The sequence below is a fragment of the Escherichia sp. 93.1518 genome, from assembly GCF_013368915.2.
GTDB classification, from domain to species: Bacteria; Pseudomonadota; Gammaproteobacteria; order Enterobacterales; family Enterobacteriaceae; genus Escherichia; species Escherichia ruysiae.
Window position 1 is genome coordinate 1 of the sequence record NZ_JABWMT020000025.1, and the last position, 19045, is coordinate 19045.

Below are 19045 nucleotides of genomic sequence, written 5' to 3' on the forward strand. Positions count from 1 at the left end.
TTTGACATATTAGGGGCTATTCCATTTCATCGTCCAACAAAATGGGTGCAGTACACTTTGATTTATAGTCAGGTGGGGCTTTTCTCTGTCTGCCTTTTGGTGAATACCTGAGACAAACAGTCTCAAGCACCCAGACTTATTTTAGCGTAATAACCTCTTTTCCTCTCCTTAATAAATTCCGAAAAAAAATCTCATGAAATTAATATATGAGATAATTTTTATTCAGCAGAAGATTATTACAGGTAGCTGTATTATTTAGTGATAAAAAAAGTCTGCCATCTGGCAGACTTTTTAATAAAGGAGTTATTACTGCAGTAAAGAAATATCCGCAACGCGCAGGAATAATTCGCGCAGTTTTTCCAGCATGGTCAGGCGGTTGATACGCAGATCTTTATCATCAACCATAACCATTACTTTATCGAAGAAGGCATCAACCGGTTCACGCAGCTCAGCCAGCTCGACCAACGCATCCTGGTAACGACCTTCAGCGAAGTACGGCTCCAGCTTGTCGCGCAATACGACCACCTGCATCGCCAGTTTAATTTCTTCCGGCTCTTTCAGGGTGGAGGCATTCACGCGATCGCTCAGCACTTCGTCTGATTTCGCCAGAATGTTAGATACACGCTTGTTCGCCGCCGCCAGTGCTGCCGCTGCTTCCAGGGTACGGAAGTGCGATACTGCTTTCATACGCGCATCGAAATCAGCCGGACGAGTCGGACGACGCGCCAGTACCGCCTGGATGGTGTCGACGGTGTAACCTTCGTCCTGATACCAGGCGCGGAAGCGACCGAGCATAAAGTCGATAACGTCATCAACCACATTGGCGTTAGTCAGCTTATCACCGTACAAGCGCACCGCTTCTTCGGTCAGCGTTTGCAGATCAAGATTGAGGTTCTTCTCAACGATAATACGCAGCACGCCCAGCGCCGCACGACGCAGCGCAAACGGGTCTTTATCACCTTTCGGATGCTGACCAATACCGAAGATGCCCGCCAGGGTATCCATCTTGTCAGCAATCGCCAGTGCGCAGGCTACCGGGTTAGACGGCAGGGAATCACCAGCAAAGCGCGGTTGATACTGCTCGTTCAGCGCCACCGCGACATCTTCCGCTTCACCATCATGACGCGCGTAGTGCATACCCATAACGCCCTGGGTGTCGGTGAACTCAAAGACCATGTTAGTCATCAGGTCACACTTGGACAGCAGCCCCGCACGAGTTGCGTGGTTAACGTCAGCGCCAATCTGTTCAGCGATCCAGCCAGCCAGAGCCTGAATGCGGTCAGTTTTATCGCGCAGTGTCCCCAACTGTTGCTGGAACAGTACGGTTTGCAGGCGCGGCAGGTTATCTTCCAGACGTTTTTTACGGTCGGTGTTGAAGAAGAACTCGGCATCCGCCAGACGCGGACGAACGACTTTCTCGTTACCGGAAATGATCTGCTGCGGATCTTTCGACTCAATGTTGGCAACGAAGATAAAGTTCGGCAGCAGTTTGCCGTCATTCGCATACACCGGGAAGTATTTCTGGTCACCTTTCATGGTATAAACCAGTGCTTCAGACGGTACAGCGAGGAATTTTTCTTCGAATTTCGCGGTCAGAACAACCGGCCATTCAACCAGCGAAGCCACTTCTTCCAGCAGGCTTTCGCTTAAGTCAGCATTACCACCAATCTTACGCGCCGCTTCTTCAGCATCGGCTTTAATCTTCGCTTTACGCTCTTCGTAATCGGCAATGACTTTACCGCGCTCACGCAGAATTTCCGGATACTGATCGGCATTGTCGATGGTAATTTCCGGCTCACCCATAAAGCGATGTCCGCGAATTACGCGATCGGACTGAATACCCAGAATAGTTGCCGGAATGACTTTATCGCCCAGCAGCAAAGTTACGGTGTGCACCGGACGCACAAAGTGCACGTCAGACGCGCCCCAGCGCATCAGTTTCGGGATCGGTAGTTTCGCCAGCGAAGTGGCTACCATGTTCGGTACAAGCACCTCGGTGCTTTCGCCCTTCACGTGAGCGCGATACAGCAACCATTCACCTTTGTCAGTAGTCAGACGCTCGGCCTGGTCAACGGAGATCCCGCAGCCACGCGCCCAGCCTTCTGCTGCTTTACTCGGTTTGCCTTCGGCGTCGAAAGCCTGGGCAATCGCCGGGCCGCGTTTTTCGATTTCACGATCCGGTTGCGCTTCCGCCAGGTTAGCTACTTTCAGCGCCAGACGACGCGGAGCAGCAAACCATTGAACGGTGCCATGAGCGAGGCCAGCGTTATCCAGCTCCGCAGTAAAGTTCGCAGCAAAGGACTCAGCCAGGCTGCGCAGTGCTTTTGGTGGCAGCTCTTCAGTGCCGATTTCCACCAGAAAAGTTTTCTCAGACATAGCCGCCTCTTACTTATCTTTGTTGCACATCGGGAAGCCGAGGGCTTCACGGGAAGCGTAGTATGCTTCTGCCACTGCTTTGGTCAGGGTGCGAATGCGCAAAATATAACGCTGACGCTCGGTGACGGAGATAGCTTTACGCGCATCCAGCAGGTTGAAGCTGTGGGCGGCTTTCAGAATACGCTCGTAGGCAGGCAGCGGCAGCGGATTTTCCAGTGCCAGTAGCTGCTGCGCTTCTTTCTCGTACTGCTCGAAGCAGGTGAACAGGAAGTCCACGTCCGCGTATTCGAAGTTATAAGTGGACTGCTCCACTTCGTTCTGATGGAACACGTCGCCATAAGTGGTTTTACCCAGCGGGCCGTCGCTCCAGACCAGGTCATAAACACTGTCTACGCCCTGAATGTACATCGCCAGACGTTCCAGACCATAGGTGATCTCGCCGGTAACCGGTTTACACTCCAGACCACCAACCTGCTGGAAGTAAGTGAACTGAGTCACTTCCATGCCGTTCAGCCACACTTCCCAGCCCAGACCCCAGGCACCCAGCGTCGGGTTTTCCCAGTTATCTTCCACGAAACGAATATCGTGGATAGTCGGATCCATGCCCAGCTCTTTCAGAGAACCGAGGTACAGCTCCTGGATATTGTCCGGCGATGGCTTAATCACCACCTGGAACTGATAGTAATGCTGTAAGCGGTTGGGGTTTTCGCCGTAGCGACCATCGGTCGGGCGACGAGAAGGCTGGACATAAGCAGCCGCCATCGGTTCTGGCCCCAGCGCGCGCAGACAGGTCATTGGGTGAGAGGTTCCCGCGCCGACTTCCATGTCCAATGGTTGAACAATGGTGCAGCCCTGGCGAGCCCAGTAATCCTGTAAGGTCAGGATCAAGCCCTGGAAGGTCCTGGTATCAAACTTTTGCATATTATTTCGTGCTGGATACGTGTGGATTTAAAGGAAGGGATCAGTATACCCGCTGGATGGAAGATATACAGTACGAAACGGGAAAAAGCAGGGCTTAACGCATGGAAAGATGCAAAAAATGGCCATCCGCGTCAAAAGAACAGACAAAGTGCTCTTTCCGAAAGGTATAGCCGCGCATTTCGTAACTCCCCTGGAACTGTTCAAATGCGGTGACGTCGATTTTTTGCTCGCCGGTGTTATAACGTTTTGCTGCCTGATCCTTGCACAAGGCTTCCATATTCAACGAACGCAGAGGATCAACTTTTACCCGTTGTGCTTTCTGTACGGGTGGCGGTGTCGAGCATCCCACTAACACCATAAGCACCATTGCCGGAAAGAAATAGTTCATCATCATTAAATTACCGTCTGGTTTGCAGGTGAGTCTTATTATTTATATCGGTATAGTGGCTGATATCTTACGAATTTCCTCAAGCCTCTATAAGCTGTAGTGATAAAACTCAGATTATTCCAGTGCGCCAACCGAATGATTTATCGGTCAGACTTTTTTTAACCAGATACAGAGACACAGATGCAGCCCAAAATTTACTGGATTGATAACCTGCGAGGGATAGCGTGTTTAATGGTGGTGATGATTCACACCACTACCTGGTATGTGACCAATGCCCATAGTGTTAACCCCATCACTTGGGATATCGCGAATATTCTAAATTCTGCCTCTCGTGTCAGCGTACCGCTATTTTTCATGATTTCCGGCTATCTCTTTTTTGGCGAACGTAGCGCCCAGCTGCGTCATTTCTTACGTATCGGCTTATGCCTGCTGTTTTATAGCACTGTCGCACTGCTCTACATTGCACTGTTTACTTCCATCAATGTGGAGTTATCGCTGAAAAATCTGCTGCAAAAGCCGGTGTTTTATCACTTATGGTTTTTCTTCGCGATTGCGGTGATTTATCTGGTTTCGCCGCTGATTCAGGTAAAGCACGTCGGCGGTAAAATGTTGTTGGTGCTAATGGTGGTGATTGGCATCATCGCCAACCCAAACACAGTGCCACAGAAGATCGACGGTTTTGAATGGCTACCAATTAACTTATATATCAATGGCGATACCTTTTACTACATCCTGTATGGCATGTTGGGCCGCGCCATTGGGATGATGGACACGCAACATAAGCCACTGTCGTGGATGAGCGCCGCACTATTTATAGCCGGGGTATTTATTATCTCTCGTGGGACATTATATGAATTACGGTGGCGCGGAAATTTTGCCGATACCTGGTATCTTTACTGTGGGCCGATGGTTTTTATCTGCGCAATTGCGTTACTGACTCTGGTAAAAAATACACTGGATACGCGTACTGTTAGCGGGCTTGGACTAATATCCCGTCATTCTCTGGGTATATACGGGTTCCACGCGTTGATTATCCATGCGCTGCGCACCAGTGGTATTGAGCTTAAAAGCTGGCCAATACTGGATATTATTTGGATCTTTTGCGCGACGCTGGCAGCAAGCTTGTTACTTTCTGTGCTGGTGCAACGAATCGATAAAAACAGATTAGTGAGTTAAGTAAAAACCCGGTCACACTGGGCTGACCGGGCTTACCTGGATTATTCGCTATATTCTTCCTGCGCAGCCATCGTTTCTTTTGGGGCGTTGATTCCGGCATCACGGATATTTTTCTGCACCGCTACTGCACCAAACAAGCTTAAAAAGAAGGCCAGACCATAAAAGCCTTTTTCACTGAGTAATAACGTTGCATTCCACAGACCTACCATCAGTAACGCGACAGAGATGATAAATACCACCAGGCAGGTCATATAATAAATAGATGTGGTAGGAATACCTTCATACTTATCCCGAACGGTCTTTTGATAGGAAGCTGCCGAAAACAGCCCTAACACCAATACGGCAAAATAATATCCCTTTTCATTTAGCTGCATCTCTGCATTCCATAGCCCCAACAGATAGGTAACGATACCACCAGCAAGAGCTACCCATGACACAATACTGAATGCCGGAGAATAGGTTGATATTTTGTTTTCCATCACAGATTTCCTTTCATTCCTGAACTATTAAGAGCTTTATGGCGATCATGCCGAGCGAAACAAGTGCATTTGACCAAACAAGCAAACAAAAAAGGCAATCGGGTAGATCACCATTTCATAAGCGTTAATGGGTGCGTTTAAAACGCCGATAAACAAAAGGCCGATAGTGATTAACGCAACTAACTGGCAAATGCGAATAAAGAAATCATCCAGTTGCCCGAGTTTCTCTGCGCGCAGATAGGCATAGTTGCCAAAAGTCCCCGTCATTAACACGCCAAGAAAATAGCCTTTGCCACTTAACAATGGACATGAGATCCATAATCCAATCAGATAAACCAGCGCCCCGACCACAAATAATAGTTTTGCCACAGTCTTTGAGGTTTTCATAACGATCTCCGTATCTACCGGTGATACATTACGAGTAACCAACGAAAGACAAAACTGAAAAACACCATTAACAAATGATTTTCAGAATAAATCCATATAAAAAATTAATATATTCTAAATATATATAGATGGAGATTATCCCCCGCCACATAAGGCAGGGGGAAATATTATGCCATTAGCGGCAGAAGTTGCTGATAGAGACGACGGAACGTTTCACGCCGTGGCTGATAAGCAGCATAACGCTGCGCGTTCGGCAGATGCGACTGTTCTAAAGGAAGTTGCGGCAACAACTCAATGAGAGATTTATCTGGATTTACCGCAATCTGTGCCAGCCTTGCTGCGCCTAATGCTGGCCCCACATCCCCCCCCGTGCGGTAATCCAGTTGCTGACCGCTAATATCCGCCAGCATCTGACGCCAGTACTCGCTACGCGCTCCGCCACCAATCAGTGTAATGCTTTGCGGTTGAATGCCACAGGCATGTACGACATCCATGCCATCCGCCAACGCATACCCCACGCCTTCCAGTACCGCGCGTGCCAGTTCTGCGGGGCCGTGTTGATGGGTGAGGCCGAAGAAAACGCCCTTTGCCTGTGGATTATTGTGCGGCGTACGCTCGCCAGAAAGATAAGGCAAAAACCAGACAGGATCGACGCTCTCATCGGCCTGCTGGGCTGCGGCAATTAAAACAGGGACATCACTCAGACCGGTTAATTTCGTCGCCCAGTCCAGACACGACGCCGCACTCAACATCACAGACATTAAATGCCAACGCTGCGGCAATGCATGACAAAAGCTATGTACGGCACTTTCCGGCTTACTTAGGAAACCTTCGCTCACCGCAAAATAAACGCCTGAAGTCCCCAGCGATAACATTGCCTGGTTGGCATCAACCATACCCACACCAACCGCGCCAGCCGCATTATCGCCGCCGCCCGCAACAACCGGCACTGCATTCATTCCCCACGCTTTTGCAACCTCAGGTAGCAAAGTGCCGGTAATTTCGCTGCCTTCGTATAATGCTGGCATCTGATCTCGAGATAACTGGCAAGCCTCCAGCATAACATCACTCCAGTCACGCTTTGCGACATCCAGCCACATGGTGCCAGCTGCATCAGACATATCACTGGCGAATTCTCCCGTCATCCGCAGACGCAAATAATCTTTCGGCAATAATACTTTGTCTACCTGAAGGAATATCTCTGGCTCATTTCGCTGAATCCACAGCAATTTAGGCGCGGTAAATCCGGGCATCATCAGGTTGCCTGTAATATCCCGCGACTGCGGAACTCGCGCTTCCAGCAAAGCACACTCCTCCGCGCAGCGCCCGTCGTTCCACAAAATGGCGGGACGTAGCACCCGCTGCTGAGCATCAAGTAAAGTTGCACCATGCATTTGCCCGGCAATACCCAATGCTTTAACGTCTCGCAGAGAATGCTGTTCACCCAGGGTTTTCATCGCGCGACCAGTCGCCAGCCACCACTGTTCCGGATCTTGCTCCGACCAGAGTGGATGCGGACGCGAAACGGTTAGTTTTTCCGTTTGCGAAGCGACCACTTCACCTTGCTCGTTGAGCAAAATAACTTTTACGCCCGATGTGCCAAGATCTATCCCGATATACATAGCGATTGTTCCTTAAAAAAATGCCCGGTATCGCTACCGATAACCGGGCTTGCGGACTGCACAATTAGCCGTTATTTGTCGAACAGATAATGATTTACCAGATTTTCCAGTTGCTCCTGGCGTCCACTCTGATGCACCGGCGCCAGATTGTTGTCCTGAGCATATTTTGCTAAATCAGCCAATGACATTTGGCCTTTCAGGATTTGCTGACCCAGTTCGCTATTCCAGCCGGAATAACGCTGCGCTACGCGTTTATCCAGTTCGCCGTCTTCAATCATGCGTGCTGCAATTTTCAGTGACAGCGCCATCGTATCCATCGCCCCAATATGACCGTAGAACAGATCGTATTTATCAGTGCTCTGACGACGTACTTTGGCATCAAAGTTCAGACCACCGGTCGTGAAACCACCTGCTTTGAGGATTTCATACATTACCAGCGCGTTCTCTTCCACGCTGTTCGGGAACTGGTCAGTATCCCAGCCCAATTGCGCGTCGCCACGGTTAGCATCGACAGAACCGAACAGACCAAGCGCAATGGCTGTGGCAATTTCATGGTGGAAAGAGTGACCCGCAAGCGTCGCGTGGTTCGCTTCAATATTCAGTTTAATCTCTTTTTCCAGGCCAAACTGTTTCAGGAAACCGTAAACCGTTGCGGCATCGTAATCATATTGATGTTTGGTCGGTTCTTGCGGTTTCGGTTCGATAAGCAGCGTGCCCTGGAAACCGATTTTATGTTTATGCTCAACCACCATCTGCATAAAGCGACCAAGCTGTTCACGCTCCTGACGAAGATCGGTATTCAACAGAGTTTCGTAACCTTCACGACCGCCCCACAGCACATAGTTTTCACCACCCAGTTTATGCGTTGCTTCCATCGCGGTAACAACTTGTGTAGCTGCCCAGCTAAAGACCTCGGGATCTGGGTTCGTCGCCGCGCCCGCGCCATAGCGAGGGTTAGTAAAGCAGTTAGCGGTTCCCCACAACAGTTTCACGCCGCTCTCTTCTTGCTTGCCAGCCAGCACATCGACCATTTGCGCAAAGTTATTGATGTACTCTTTTAACGATGTGCCTTCCGGGGAAACATCCACGTCATGGAAACAATAAAAAGGCACATGTAATTTGTGGAAAAACTCGAATGCGACATCGGCTTTACGCTTCGCCAGCGCCAGAGCTTCGCCAGGCTGCTGCCACGGACGATTAAAAGCGCCCACACCAAACATGTCCGCCCCGTTCCAGCAGAAGGTGTGCCAGTAGCAGGCGGCAAAACGCAAGTGGTCTTCCATACGCTTGCCCAACACCAGTTCGTCGGGATTGTAATGACGGAATGCTAACGGGTTAGAGGATTTCGGACCTTCATAACGAACGCGATCGAGCTGGTCAAAATAGGCTTGCATAATGAACTCCATAATCAGGTAATGCCGCGTGTGATGGATGATGTTGTAATATTGGGCACTCCCTTTCAGTTGCTCAATTATGTTATTTCACACTGCTATTGAGATAATTCACAAGTGTGCGCCCGCTCGCAAAAATAATATGGAATGATGAAATTGGGTGATTTCTCGAATAGAAAAATGCAACAAGTACAATTAATCAACAAAAGTAAGATCTCTGTCATAAATCAAGAAATAAACCAAAAATCGTAATCGAAAGATAAAAATCTGTAATTGTTTTCCCCTGTTTAGTTGCTAAAAATTGGTTACGTTTATCGCGGTGATTGTTACTTTTTTAAGCTGACCTCTAACAACAGAAGGCCTCTGAATCATGAAAATAAAGAACATCTTACTCACCCTTTGCACCTCACTCCTGCTTACTAACGTCGCAGCGCACGCCAAAGAAGTAAAAATAGGAATGGCGATTGACGATCTTCGTCTTGAACGCTGGCAAAAAGATCGGGATATCTTTGTTAAAAAAGCAGAATCTCTCGGCGCAAAAGTATTTGTACAATCTGCGAATGGCAATGAAGAAACCCAAATGTCGCAGATTGAAAACATGATTAACCGGGGCGTCGACGTTCTTGTCATTATTCCATATAACGGTCAGGTATTAAGTAACGTTGTAAAAGAAGCCAAACAAGAAGGTATAAAAGTATTAGCTTACGACCGCATGATTAATGATGCAGATATAGATTTTTATATTTCTTTCGATAATGAAAAAGTCGGCGAACTGCAAGCAAAAGCCCTGGTTGATATCGTCCCACAGGGCAATTATTTCCTGATGGGTGGCTCCCCGGTCGATAACAACGCCAAGCTATTTCGCGCCGGGCAAATGAAAGTATTAAAACCTTATGTTGACTCAGGAAAAATTAAAGTCGTTGGCGACCAATGGGTTGATGGCTGGTTACCGGAAAATGCGCTGAAAATTATGGAAAATGCGCTAACTGCCAACAATAACAAAATTGATGCGGTTGTTGCCTCAAACGATGCTACCGCTGGCGGGGCGATTCAGGCATTAAGTGCTCAAGGTTTATCAGGCAAAGTGGCAATTTCCGGTCAGGATGCGGATCTCGCGGGCATAAAACGTATTGCTGCCGGTACGCAAACTATGACGGTGTATAAACCCATTACGTTGTTGGCAAATACTGCCGCAGAAATTGCCGTTGAGTTGGGCAATGGTCAGGAACCAAAAGCAGATACCACACTGAATAATGGTCTGAAAGATGTTCCATCCCGCCTGCTGACACCAATCGATGTTAATAAAAACAACATCAAAGATACGGTAATTAAAGACGGATTCCACAAAGAGAGCGAGCTTTAAGCGTCACGCTCCGGCGCTGACCGGGGCGTGATTTCTCTCCATGCCGCATGAACTGATTGGCTTAGGTGGAGTCGTTATGTCTTATCTACTTGAAATGAAGAACATTACCAAAACCTTCGGCACCGTGAAGGCGATAGATAACGTCAGCTTGCGGCTAAACGCTGGCGAAATCGTCTCACTCTGTGGGGAAAATGGGTCTGGTAAATCAACGCTGATGAAAGTGCTGTGTGGAATTTATCCTCATGGTTCCTACGAAGGCGAAATTATTTTTGCTGGCGAAGAGATTCAGGCAAGTCACATCCGCGATACCGAACGCAAAGGTATCGCCATCATTCACCAGGAATTGGCCCTGGTGAAAGAATTGACCGTGCTGGAAAATATCTTCCTGGGTAACGAAATAACCCACAATGGGATTATGGATTATGACCAGATGACGCTACGCTGCCAGAAGCTATTAGCGCAGGTCAGTTTATCCATTTCACCAGATGCCCGTGTTGGCGATTTAGGGCTTGGGCAACAACAACTGGTTGAAATTGCCAAGGCGCTTAATAAGCAAGTGCGTTTATTAATTCTTGATGAACCGACAGCCTCATTAACTGAGCAGGAAACGTCGGTTTTACTGGATATTATTCGCGATCTGCAACAACACGGTATCGCCTGTATCTATATTTCGCACAAACTCAACGAAGTTAAAGCAATTTCCGATACGATTTGCGTTATTCGCGACGGTCAGCATATAGGAACACGTGATGCAGCCGGAATGAGCGAAGACGATATTATCACTATGATGGTAGGGCGAGAATTAACGGCACTTTACCCTAACGAACCGCATATCACTGGTGATGAAATATTACGTATTGAGCACTTGACGGCGTGGCATCCGGTTAATCGTCATATTAAACGGGTTAACGATGTCTCTTTTTCTCTGAAACGCGGTGAAATACTGGGTATTGCCGGACTGGTCGGTGCCGGACGCACCGAAACCATTCAATGCCTGTTTGGCGTTTGGCCCGGACAGTGGGAAGGGAAAATCTATATTGACGGCAAACAGGTGGATATTCACAACTGCCAGCAAGCGATCGCCCAGGGTATTGCGATGGTGCCAGAAGACAGAAAGCGCGATGGTATCGTTCCGGTAATGGCGGTTGGTAAAAATATCACTCTCGCCGCACTCAATAAATTTACCGGAGGGATCAGCCAGCTTGATGATGCCGCAGAGCAAAAATGTATTCTGGAATCCATCCAGCAACTCAAAGTTAAAACATCCTCCCCCGACCTTGCTATTGGACGTTTAAGCGGTGGCAATCAGCAAAAAGCGATCCTCGCACGCTGCCTGCTATTAAATCCACGCATTCTCATTCTTGATGAACCCACCAGGGGTATTGATATTGGCGCTAAATACGAGATCTACAAATTAATTAACCAACTCGTCCAGCAAGGTATTGCCGTTATTGTCATCTCTTCTGAATTACCTGAAGTACTCGGCCTTAGCGATCGTGTGCTGGTGATGCATGAAGGAAAACTAAAAGCCAACCTGATAAATCATAACCTGACTCAGGAGCAGGTGATGGAAGCCGCATTGAGGAGCGAACATCATGTCGAAAAGCAATCCGTCTGAAGTGAAATTAGCCGTACCGACATCCGGTGGCTTTTCTGGGCTGAAATCACTGAATTTACAGGTCTTCGTGATGATTGCAGCGATCATCGCAATCATGCTGTTCTTTACCTGGACCACCGATGGTGCCTACTTAAGCGCCCGTAACGTTTCCAACCTGCTGCGCCAGACCGCAATTACCGGCATTCTCGCGGTAGGTATGGTGTTCGTCATAATTTCTGCTGAAATCGACCTCTCGGTCGGCTCCATGATGGGGCTACTAGGCGGGGTCGCCGCTATCTGTGACGTTTGGTTGGGTTGGCCGCTGCCACTCACTATCATTGTGACATTGGTTCTGGGACTGCTTCTCGGAGCGTGGAATGGGTGGTGGGTCGCGTACCGCAAAGTCCCGTCATTTATTGTCACCCTGGCAGGTATGTTGGCATTTCGCGGCATCCTGATTGGTATCACCAACGGCACGACCGTTTCCCCCACCAGCGCCGCGATGTCACAAATTGGGCAAAGCTATCTACCAGCCAGTACCGGTTTCATCATCGGCGCGCTTGGTTTAATGGCTTTTGTCGGCTGGCAATGGCGCGGAAGAATGCGCCGTCAGGCTTTGGGTTTGCAGTCTCCGGCATCTACGGCGGTGGTCGGTCGCCAGGCATTAACGGCTATCATCGTTTTAGGCGCAATCTGGCTGCTAAATGATTACCGTGGCGTTCCCACTCCTGTTCTGCTGCTGACGTTGCTGTTACTCGGTGGAATGTTTATGGCAACACGGACAGCCTTTGGGCGACGTATTTACGCTATTGGCGGTAATCTGGAAGCGGCGCGGCTATCCGGGATTAACGTTGAACGAACAAAACTTGCCGTGTTTGCTATCAACGGTTTGATGGTAGCCATCGCCGGGTTAATTCTTAGTTCTCGACTTGGCGCTGGTTCACCTTCTGCGGGGAATATCGCCGAGCTGGACGCGATTGCAGCATGCGTAATTGGCGGTACTAGTCTGGCAGGCGGTGTGGGGAGTGTTGCCGGTGCAGTAATGGGGGCATTCATCATGGCTTCGTTGGATAACGGTATGAGTATGATGGATGTACCGACCTTCTGGCAGTATATCGTCAAAGGTGCGATTCTGTTGCTGGCAGTATGGATGGACTCCGCAACCAAACGCCGTTCCTGATTTTGATAAAAATTTTCTCAAAGCCGGTAACGTATTACCGGTTTTGAGTTTTTGCATGATTCAGCAGGAAAAGAACCATGTTTACTAAACGTCATCGCATCACGTTGCTGTTCAATGCTAATAAAGCCTATGACCGTCAAGTAGTAGAAGGTGTAGGGGAATATTTACAGGCGTCGCAATCGGAATGGGATATTTTCATTGAAGAAGATTTCCGCGCCCGCATTGATAAAATCAAGGACTGGTTAGGAGATGGCGTCATCGCCGACTTCGACGATAAACAAATCGAGCAAGCATTGGCTGATGTCAACGTCCCTATTGTTGGGGTTGGTGGCTCGTATCACCTGGCAGAAAGCTATCCGCCCGTACATTACATTGCCACCGATAACTATGCGCTGGTTGAAAGCGCATTTTTGCATTTAAAAGAGAAAGGCGTTAACCGCTTTGCTTTTTATGGTCTGCCAGAGTCGAGCGGCAAACGCTGGGCCGCCGAACGCGAGTATGCCTTTCGTCAGCTTGTGGCTGAAGAGAAGTACCGAGGTGTGGTTTATCAGGGGCTGGAAACCGCACCAGAGAACTGGCAACACGCGCAGAATCGGCTGGCAGACTGGCTGCAAACACTGCCACCGCAAACAGGGATTATTGCCGTCACTGACGCCCGGGCGCGGCATATTCTGCAAGTATGCGAGCATCTGCACATCCCCGTACCGGAAAAATTATGCGTGATTGGCATAGATAACGAAGAATTGACCCGCTATCTTTCGCGTGTCGCCCTCTCTTCTGTTGCGCAGGGTGCCCGACAAATGGGCTATCAGGCGGCAAAACTTTTGCATCGCTTATTAGATAAAGAAGAGATGCCGTTGCAGCGGATTTTGGTTCCGCCAGTCCGTGTCATCGAACGGCGTTCAACGGATTACCGTTCGTTGACCGATCCCGCCGTTATTCAGGCCATGCATTACATCCGCAATCATGCCTGCAAAGGAATTAAAGTGGATCAGGTTCTGGATGCGGTGGGCATATCGCGATCCAATCTTGAAAAACGGTTTAAAGAAGAAGTGGGTGAAACTATTCACGCCATGATTCATGCCGAGAAGCTGGAGAAAGCGCGCAGCCTGCTGATTTCTACTACCTTGTCGATCAATGAGATATCGCAAATGTGTGGTTATCCATCGCTGCAATATTTCTACTCTGTATTTAAAAAAGCGTATGACACGACACCAAAAGAGTATCGCGATGTAAATAGCGAGGTAATGCTGTAGCGGGAGGGGAAAATCCACCATGCGTGATGAGAAGCGTCGGATCAGGCAACGCTGCGTGGTTGTCGGATGCGGCGTGAACGCCTTATCCGACCTACCCGCCAGGCATGATAAAACGCGCCAGCGTCGCATCAGGTAACTCAGCACAACCACCTGATGCGAACAAAAGCCCTATCCGACCAACAAGTCGGATAAGGCTCAAGGGAATGCAATTACATATGCGCGGCGATTAACCGCTGGTTATCCTGGTACATCGCGAACAGGTAGTTGTTATAGCTCTGCCCTTTCGTGGAATAACCTTTCAGCTTATGAATCATCGCTGTGGCGGTAACTTCCTGATCCGCTTTACGCAATTGTGCACGTGATTTGCGGAAAGAAGCGTAAGCCGGATGCGTATTCAGGTTAGTGACATAGGCGCTCACCGATTCTTTTACAGAACTGAACTGTGAGTACCCCTTCACTTTACCCGGCGCATTGGTACAACGTCCTTTCATGCACTTCATGCCGAACAGGTTGTTGTTGCTACGCGCCAGTTTCGACGTTCCCCAACCGCTTTCTGCTGCAGCCATCGTCGCCACCATACTGGTCGGGATAATGTCTACACGTTCGAGCAGCGTATTCCACGGGATTTTTCGCGTATTACCGGACCACTTCACCTTATAGCGTTTGGCAATGTCTTGCAGACGTGCACGCTCTGAAGGCGACCATTGCCCCTGGTACTGTTTTGAGATCAGCCAGTTACGTTCCGCCGTAATGGCAGCATTTTGGCTGGTAATATAGGGCATTACAGTCCGGAGAAACGCTTTTTTTCTTGGTGTTCCGGAAGGGTATTTTCGCAAATCAGGAAGTGAACTGCTCTTTGCACTATTGCGAGAATACTCTTGTTTACTGCTTACCTGTTTATTACTAGCTTTAGTTAAGTGGGACTGTTGACTCGTTGTTGTCGTGTGCGTCTTCGCTAACACCTCACTCGAAAACACCAGAGTGAGTAACATAAGAATCATCGCCCCATATCGTCGTATGGGAGTCAAAATCATCAGGTCTCCTGATCGGATTTAATCATTCAAACACCTTATACTCGTCATACTTCAAGTTGCATGTGCTGCGTAAACGCTGTTCAAAACGCCATTGGTGTTTTGTCCTGCAACTCGAATGATTTAGAGTAATATTTTTCCCAAATTTGAGAGTTGAATCTCAAATCATATCAAAAATAGCGGTCAAGCGCACCCCAAGGAATAGTCCAAATCTGAAACAATGTCACGTGGTAATGGTTCAGATTGGTGCAAGATCGCAGAAAATGTGGATTTTATCGCAAAATTCAGCCGTTTTTTGCGCGCGATCGCTCACCCCTGCGTCTCATCCTGTGGACTTACTACTCAGGGATGAGTTTTGTCTGGTTATTCGCTGGCAAACTGTCTGAAATCGCAGCAATAAGGACTCACCCGCCATGAAACTTGCCGCCTGTTTTCTGACACTCCTTCCCGGCTTTGCCATTGCCGCCAGCTGGACTTCGCCGGGGTTCCCCGCCTTTACCGAACAGGGGACAGGAACATTTGTCAGCCACGCGAAGCTGGCTAAAGGTACGCGTCCACTAACGCTAAATTTTGACCAACAGTGCTGGCAGCCGGTGAATGCGATAAAACTCAATCAGATGCTTTCCCTGCAACCTTGCAACAACACACCGCCACAATGGCGATTGTTCAGAGATGGCGAATATACGCTGCAAATCGACACCCGCTCCGGCACGCCGACGCTGATGATATCGATCCCAAACACCGCCGAACCAATAGCAACCCCAATCCGTGAATGCCCGAAATGGGATGGTCGCCCACTTACGCTTGATGTCAGTGCCACCTTCCCGGAAGGTGCGCCTGTCCGTGATTATTACAGCCAACAAATCGCGACAGTGAAAAACGGCCAAATTACATTACAACCTGCCGCCACCAGTAACGGCTTACTACTACTGGAACGGGCAGAAACTGACACCTCTGCCTCTTTCGACTGGCATAACGCCACTGTTTACTTTGTGCTGACAGACCGTTTCGAAAACGGCGATCCCAGCAATGATCAGAGCTACGGTCGTCATAAAGACAGTATGGCGGAAATTGGCACTTTTCACGGCGGCGATTTACGCGGCCTGACCAACAAACTGGATTATCTCCAGCAGCTGGGCGTCAATGCCCTGTGGATCAGCGCCCCGTTTGAGCAAATTCACGGCTGGGTGGGCGGTGGTACAAAAGGCGATTTCCCGCACTATGCCTACCACGGTTATTACACACAGGACTGGACGAATCTTGATGCAAATATGGGCAACGAAGCCGATCTACAGGCGCTGGTTGATAGCGCACACCAGCGCGGTATTCGTATTCTCTTTGATGTGGTGATGAACCATACCGGTTATGCCACGCTGGCGGATATGCAGGAGTATCAGTTTGGCGCGTTATACCTTTCCGGTGATGAGCTGAAAAAAACACTGGGTGACCGCTGGAGCGACTGGAAACCCGCCGCCGGGCAAACCTGGCATAGCTTTAACGATTACATTAATTTCAGCGACAAAACAGGCTGGGATAAATGGTGGGGAAAAAACTGGATCAGAACGGATATTGGCGATTACGACAATCCTGGATTCGACGATCTCACCATGTCGCTGGCCTTTTTGCCGGATATAAAGACCGAATCTACCACCGCTTCAGGTCTGCCGGTGTTCTATAAAAACAAACCGGATACCCACGCTAAAGCCATCGATGGTTTTACCCCCCGCGATTATTTAACGCATTGGTTAAGCCAGTGGGTTCGCGACTACGGGATTGATGGTTTTCGGGTCGACACCGCCAAACATGTTGAGTTGCCCGCCTGGCAGCAACTGAAAACCGAAGCCAGCGCCGCACTTCGCGAATGGAAAAAAGCTAACCCCGATAAAGCGTTAGATGACAAACCTTTCTGGATGACCGGCGAAGCCTGGGGTCATGGCGTAATGCAAAGTGACTACTATCGCCACGGCTTCGATGCGATGATCAATTTCGATTATCAGGAACAGGCGGCGAAAGCTGTCGATTGTCTGGCACAGATGGATACCACCTGGCAGCAAATGGCAGATAAATTGCAGGATTTCAACGTGTTGAGCTACCTCTCGTCGCATGATACCCGCCTGTTCCGCGAAGGGGGCGACAAAGCAGCAGAGCTATTGCTATTAGCGCCAGGTGCGGTGCAAATCTTTTATGGTGATGAATCCTCGCGTCCGTTCGGAGCTACCGGTTCTGATCCGCTGCAAGGCACGCGTTCGGATATGAACTGGCAGGATGTTAACGGTAAATCTGCCGCCAGCGTTGCGCACTGGCAACGCCTCGGTCAGTTCCGCGCCCGCCATCCAGCGATTGGCGCGGGTAAGCAGACCACATTGTCACTGAAACAAGGTTATGGATTTGTCCGTGAACATGGCGACGATAAAGTGATGGTTGTCTGGGCGGGGCAACAGTAACTTTTCCGGCTTCCCACTTGCAGTATGTCGGGAAGCCGTATTCCAGTATAAAAGACCAGACATATCATAAAGCTTAGCATGATACGCCAATCCTCTTGCAGCAACCCGATTTGCACCCCAGCAAATGTAGCGTTATTGTTACTTTCCTTGCTACAGAGTTCGACAGATATCCCGCTATGACATTCTCCCTTTTTGGTGACAAATTTACCCGCCACTCCGGCATTACGCTGCTGATGGAAGATCTGAACGACGGCTTACGCACGCCCGGCGCGATTATGCTCGGCGGCGGCAATCCGGCGCAGATCCCAGAAATGCAGGACTACTTCCAGACGCTGCTTACCGACATGCTGGAAAGCGGCAAAGCCACTGATGCGCTGTGTAATTACGACGGCCCGCAGGGGAAAACGGAGCTACTCACACTACTTGCCGAAATGCTACGCGAGAAGCTGGGTTGGGATATCGAACCACAGAATATTGCACTAACAAACGGCAGCCAGAGCGCGTTTTTCTACTTATTTAATCTGTTTGCCGGACGCCGCGCCGATGGTCGGGTCAAAAAAGTGCTGTTCCCGCTGGCACCGGAATACATTGGCTACGCTGACGCCGGACTGGAAGAAGATCTTTTCGTCTCTGCGCGTCCAAATATTGAACTGCTGCCAGAAGGCCAGTTTAAATACCACGTCGATTTTGAACATCTGCATATTGGCGAAGAGACCGGGATGATTTGCGTCTCCCGACCGACGAACCCAACAGGCAATGTGATTACTGACGAAGAGTTGCTGAAGCTAGATGCATTGGCAAATCAGCACGGTATTCCGCTGGTGATTGATAACGCTTATGGTGTCCCGTTCCCTGGCATTATCTTCAGCGAAGCGCGCCCACTGTGGAATCCGAATATCGTGCTGTGCATGAGCCTTTCTAAATTGGGGCTGCCAGGTTCGCGCTGCGGCATTATCATCGCCAATGAAAAAATCATCACCGCCATCACGAATATGAACGGCATTATCAGCCTGGCGCCTGGTGGTATTGGTCCGGCGATGATGTGCGAAATGATTAAGCGTAACGATCTGCTGCGCCTGTCAGAAACGGTCATCAAGCCGTTCTACTACCAGCGTGTTCAGGAAACTATCGCCATCATTCGCCGTTATTTACCAGAAGATCGCTGCCTGATTCATAAACCCGAAGGCGCTATTTTCCTCTGGCTATGGTTTAAGGATTTACCGATTACCACCGAGCAGCTTTACCAGCGGCTTAAAGCGCGCGGCGTGCTGATGGTGCCAGGACACAACTTCTTCCCTGGGCTGGATAAACCGTGGCCGCATACGCATCAATGTATGCGCATGAACTATGTGCCGGAGCCGGAGAAAATCGAGGCAGGTGTGAAGATTCTGGCGGAAGAGATTGAACGCGCCTGGGCTGAGAGTCATTAAAAAT

At 49.3% G+C, this 19045-nt stretch carries 15 protein-coding genes; 7 read left to right on the forward strand and 8 right to left on the reverse strand.

The window, feature by feature from the left end; translation table 11 throughout:
- Positions 1 to 306: 306 nt before the first annotated feature.
- The 3 genes from glyS to HEN21_RS16870 all read right to left on the reverse strand — a co-directional run bounded on the left by glyS (position 307) and on the right by HEN21_RS16870 (position 3691).
- Complete coding sequence (gene glyS, locus HEN21_RS16860; RefSeq protein ID WP_105285841.1) at positions 307 to 2376, reverse strand: glycine--tRNA ligase subunit beta; 2070 nt, start codon at positions 2374 to 2376, stop codon at positions 307 to 309.
- 9 nt (positions 2377 to 2385) lie between these two features.
- A complete protein-coding gene (gene glyQ, locus HEN21_RS16865; RefSeq protein WP_001168544.1) occupies positions 2386 to 3297 on the reverse strand; it encodes a glycine--tRNA ligase subunit alpha in 912 nt (303 codons plus the stop codon).
- Positions 3298 to 3391: 94 nt separating this feature from the next.
- Positions 3392 to 3691: a YsaB family lipoprotein gene (locus HEN21_RS16870; RefSeq protein WP_000980219.1), complete on the reverse strand. Its 300-nt coding sequence runs from the start codon at positions 3689 to 3691 to the stop codon at positions 3392 to 3394.
- 174 nt (positions 3692 to 3865) lie between these two features.
- Between HEN21_RS16870 and HEN21_RS16875 the strand changes: the two genes are divergently transcribed.
- On the forward strand, positions 3866 to 4861 hold the full coding sequence (locus HEN21_RS16875) for an acyltransferase (RefSeq protein WP_001182629.1): 996 nt from the start codon (positions 3866 to 3868) through the stop codon (positions 4859 to 4861).
- Between the two features lie 41 nt (positions 4862 to 4902).
- On the opposite strand, the gene yiaA is transcribed toward HEN21_RS16875, so the two are convergent.
- From yiaA to xylA, 4 genes are all read right to left on the reverse strand, one after another.
- On the reverse strand, positions 4903 to 5340 hold the full coding sequence (gene yiaA / locus HEN21_RS16880; protein ID WP_010349690.1) for an inner membrane protein YiaA: 438 nt from the start codon (positions 5338 to 5340) through the stop codon (positions 4903 to 4905).
- A 45-nt stretch (positions 5341 to 5385) separates the two neighbouring features.
- Entirely contained in the window at positions 5386 to 5727 is a 342-nt protein-coding gene (gene yiaB / locus HEN21_RS16885) for an inner membrane protein YiaB (protein WP_010349691.1), read from the reverse strand.
- 167 nt (positions 5728 to 5894) lie between these two features.
- Positions 5895 to 7349 carry a xylulokinase gene (xylB, locus tag HEN21_RS16890; protein WP_000275355.1) on the reverse strand — a complete coding sequence of 485 codons (1455 nt, stop codon included), beginning with the start codon at positions 7347 to 7349 and terminating at the stop codon, positions 5895 to 5897.
- 71 nt (positions 7350 to 7420) lie between these two features.
- The gene (xylA, locus tag HEN21_RS16895; RefSeq protein WP_001149551.1) at positions 7421 to 8743 is read right to left on the reverse strand and encodes a xylose isomerase; all 1323 of its coding nucleotides are present in this window, start codon (positions 8741 to 8743) and stop codon (positions 7421 to 7423) included.
- Between the two features lie 367 nt (positions 8744 to 9110).
- Between xylA and xylF the strand changes: the two genes are divergently transcribed.
- From xylF to xylR, 4 genes are all read left to right on the forward strand, one after another.
- On the forward strand, positions 9111 to 10103 hold the full coding sequence (gene xylF, locus HEN21_RS16900; protein WP_000694881.1) for a D-xylose ABC transporter substrate-binding protein: 993 nt from the start codon (positions 9111 to 9113) through the stop codon (positions 10101 to 10103).
- A gap of 76 nt (positions 10104 to 10179) precedes the next feature.
- The gene (gene xylG, locus HEN21_RS16905) at positions 10180 to 11721 is read left to right on the forward strand and encodes a D-xylose ABC transporter ATP-binding protein (RefSeq protein ID WP_176252714.1); all 1542 of its coding nucleotides are present in this window, start codon (positions 10180 to 10182) and stop codon (positions 11719 to 11721) included.
- A complete protein-coding gene (gene xylH / locus HEN21_RS16910; protein WP_000045978.1) occupies positions 11699 to 12880 on the forward strand; it encodes a xylose ABC transporter permease XylH in 1182 nt (393 codons plus the stop codon). The genes xylG and xylH overlap by 23 nt, the downstream gene beginning before the upstream one ends.
- Positions 12881 to 12957: 77 nt before the next feature.
- Positions 12958 to 14136: a D-xylose utilization transcriptional activator XylR gene (gene xylR / locus HEN21_RS16915; RefSeq protein WP_000494493.1), complete on the forward strand. Its 1179-nt coding sequence runs from the start codon at positions 12958 to 12960 to the stop codon at positions 14134 to 14136.
- A gap of 209 nt (positions 14137 to 14345) precedes the next feature.
- Here the strand turns inward: xylR and HEN21_RS16920 are convergent, their stop codons facing one another.
- Positions 14346 to 15170, reverse strand: a complete 825-nt coding sequence (locus tag HEN21_RS16920; RefSeq protein ID WP_105285844.1) for a protein bax — start codon at positions 15168 to 15170, stop codon at positions 14346 to 14348.
- Between the two features lie 410 nt (positions 15171 to 15580).
- On the opposite strand from HEN21_RS16920, the gene malS reads away from it, so the two are divergent.
- Together malS and avtA are read left to right on the forward strand one after the other, a co-directional pair.
- On the forward strand, positions 15581 to 17611 hold the full coding sequence (gene malS / locus HEN21_RS16925; protein ID WP_176252715.1) for an alpha-amylase: 2031 nt from the start codon (positions 15581 to 15583) through the stop codon (positions 17609 to 17611).
- 176 nt (positions 17612 to 17787) lie between these two features.
- Positions 17788 to 19041: a valine--pyruvate transaminase gene (gene avtA / locus HEN21_RS16930; protein ID WP_000144334.1), complete on the forward strand. Its 1254-nt coding sequence runs from the start codon at positions 17788 to 17790 to the stop codon at positions 19039 to 19041.
- Positions 19042 to 19045 lie beyond the last annotated feature (4 nt).

Excerpts from the sequence above, each read along its gene's own strand:
- glyS (WP_105285841.1), bottom strand. The coding sequence starts at position 2,376 with ATGTCTGAGAAAACTTTTCTGGTGGAAATCGGCACTGAAGAGCTGCCA.
- xylG (WP_176252714.1), top strand. The coding sequence starts at position 10,180 with ATGTCTTATCTACTTGAAATGAAGAACATTACCAAAACCTTCGGCACC.
- avtA (WP_000144334.1), top strand. The coding sequence starts at position 17,788 with ATGACATTCTCCCTTTTTGGTGACAAATTTACCCGCCACTCCGGCATT.
- HEN21_RS16870 (WP_000980219.1), bottom strand. The coding sequence starts at position 3,691 with ATGATGATGAACTATTTCTTTCCGGCAATGGTGCTTATGGTGTTAGTG.
- yiaA (WP_010349690.1), bottom strand. The coding sequence starts at position 5,340 with ATGGAAAACAAAATATCAACCTATTCTCCGGCATTCAGTATTGTGTCA.
- xylF (WP_000694881.1), top strand. The coding sequence starts at position 9,111 with ATGAAAATAAAGAACATCTTACTCACCCTTTGCACCTCACTCCTGCTT.
- xylR (WP_000494493.1), top strand. The coding sequence starts at position 12,958 with ATGTTTACTAAACGTCATCGCATCACGTTGCTGTTCAATGCTAATAAA.
- xylH (WP_000045978.1), top strand. The coding sequence starts at position 11,699 with ATGTCGAAAAGCAATCCGTCTGAAGTGAAATTAGCCGTACCGACATCC.
- HEN21_RS16875 (WP_001182629.1), top strand. The coding sequence starts at position 3,866 with ATGCAGCCCAAAATTTACTGGATTGATAACCTGCGAGGGATAGCGTGT.
- malS (WP_176252715.1), top strand. The coding sequence starts at position 15,581 with ATGAAACTTGCCGCCTGTTTTCTGACACTCCTTCCCGGCTTTGCCATT.
- HEN21_RS16920 (WP_105285844.1), bottom strand. The coding sequence starts at position 15,170 with ATGATTTTGACTCCCATACGACGATATGGGGCGATGATTCTTATGTTA.
- yiaB (WP_010349691.1), bottom strand. The coding sequence starts at position 5,727 with ATGAAAACCTCAAAGACTGTGGCAAAACTATTATTTGTGGTCGGGGCG.
- xylB (WP_000275355.1), bottom strand. The coding sequence starts at position 7,349 with ATGTATATCGGGATAGATCTTGGCACATCGGGCGTAAAAGTTATTTTG.
- glyQ (WP_001168544.1), bottom strand. The coding sequence starts at position 3,297 with ATGCAAAAGTTTGATACCAGGACCTTCCAGGGCTTGATCCTGACCTTA.
- xylA (WP_001149551.1), bottom strand. The coding sequence starts at position 8,743 with ATGCAAGCCTATTTTGACCAGCTCGATCGCGTTCGTTATGAAGGTCCG.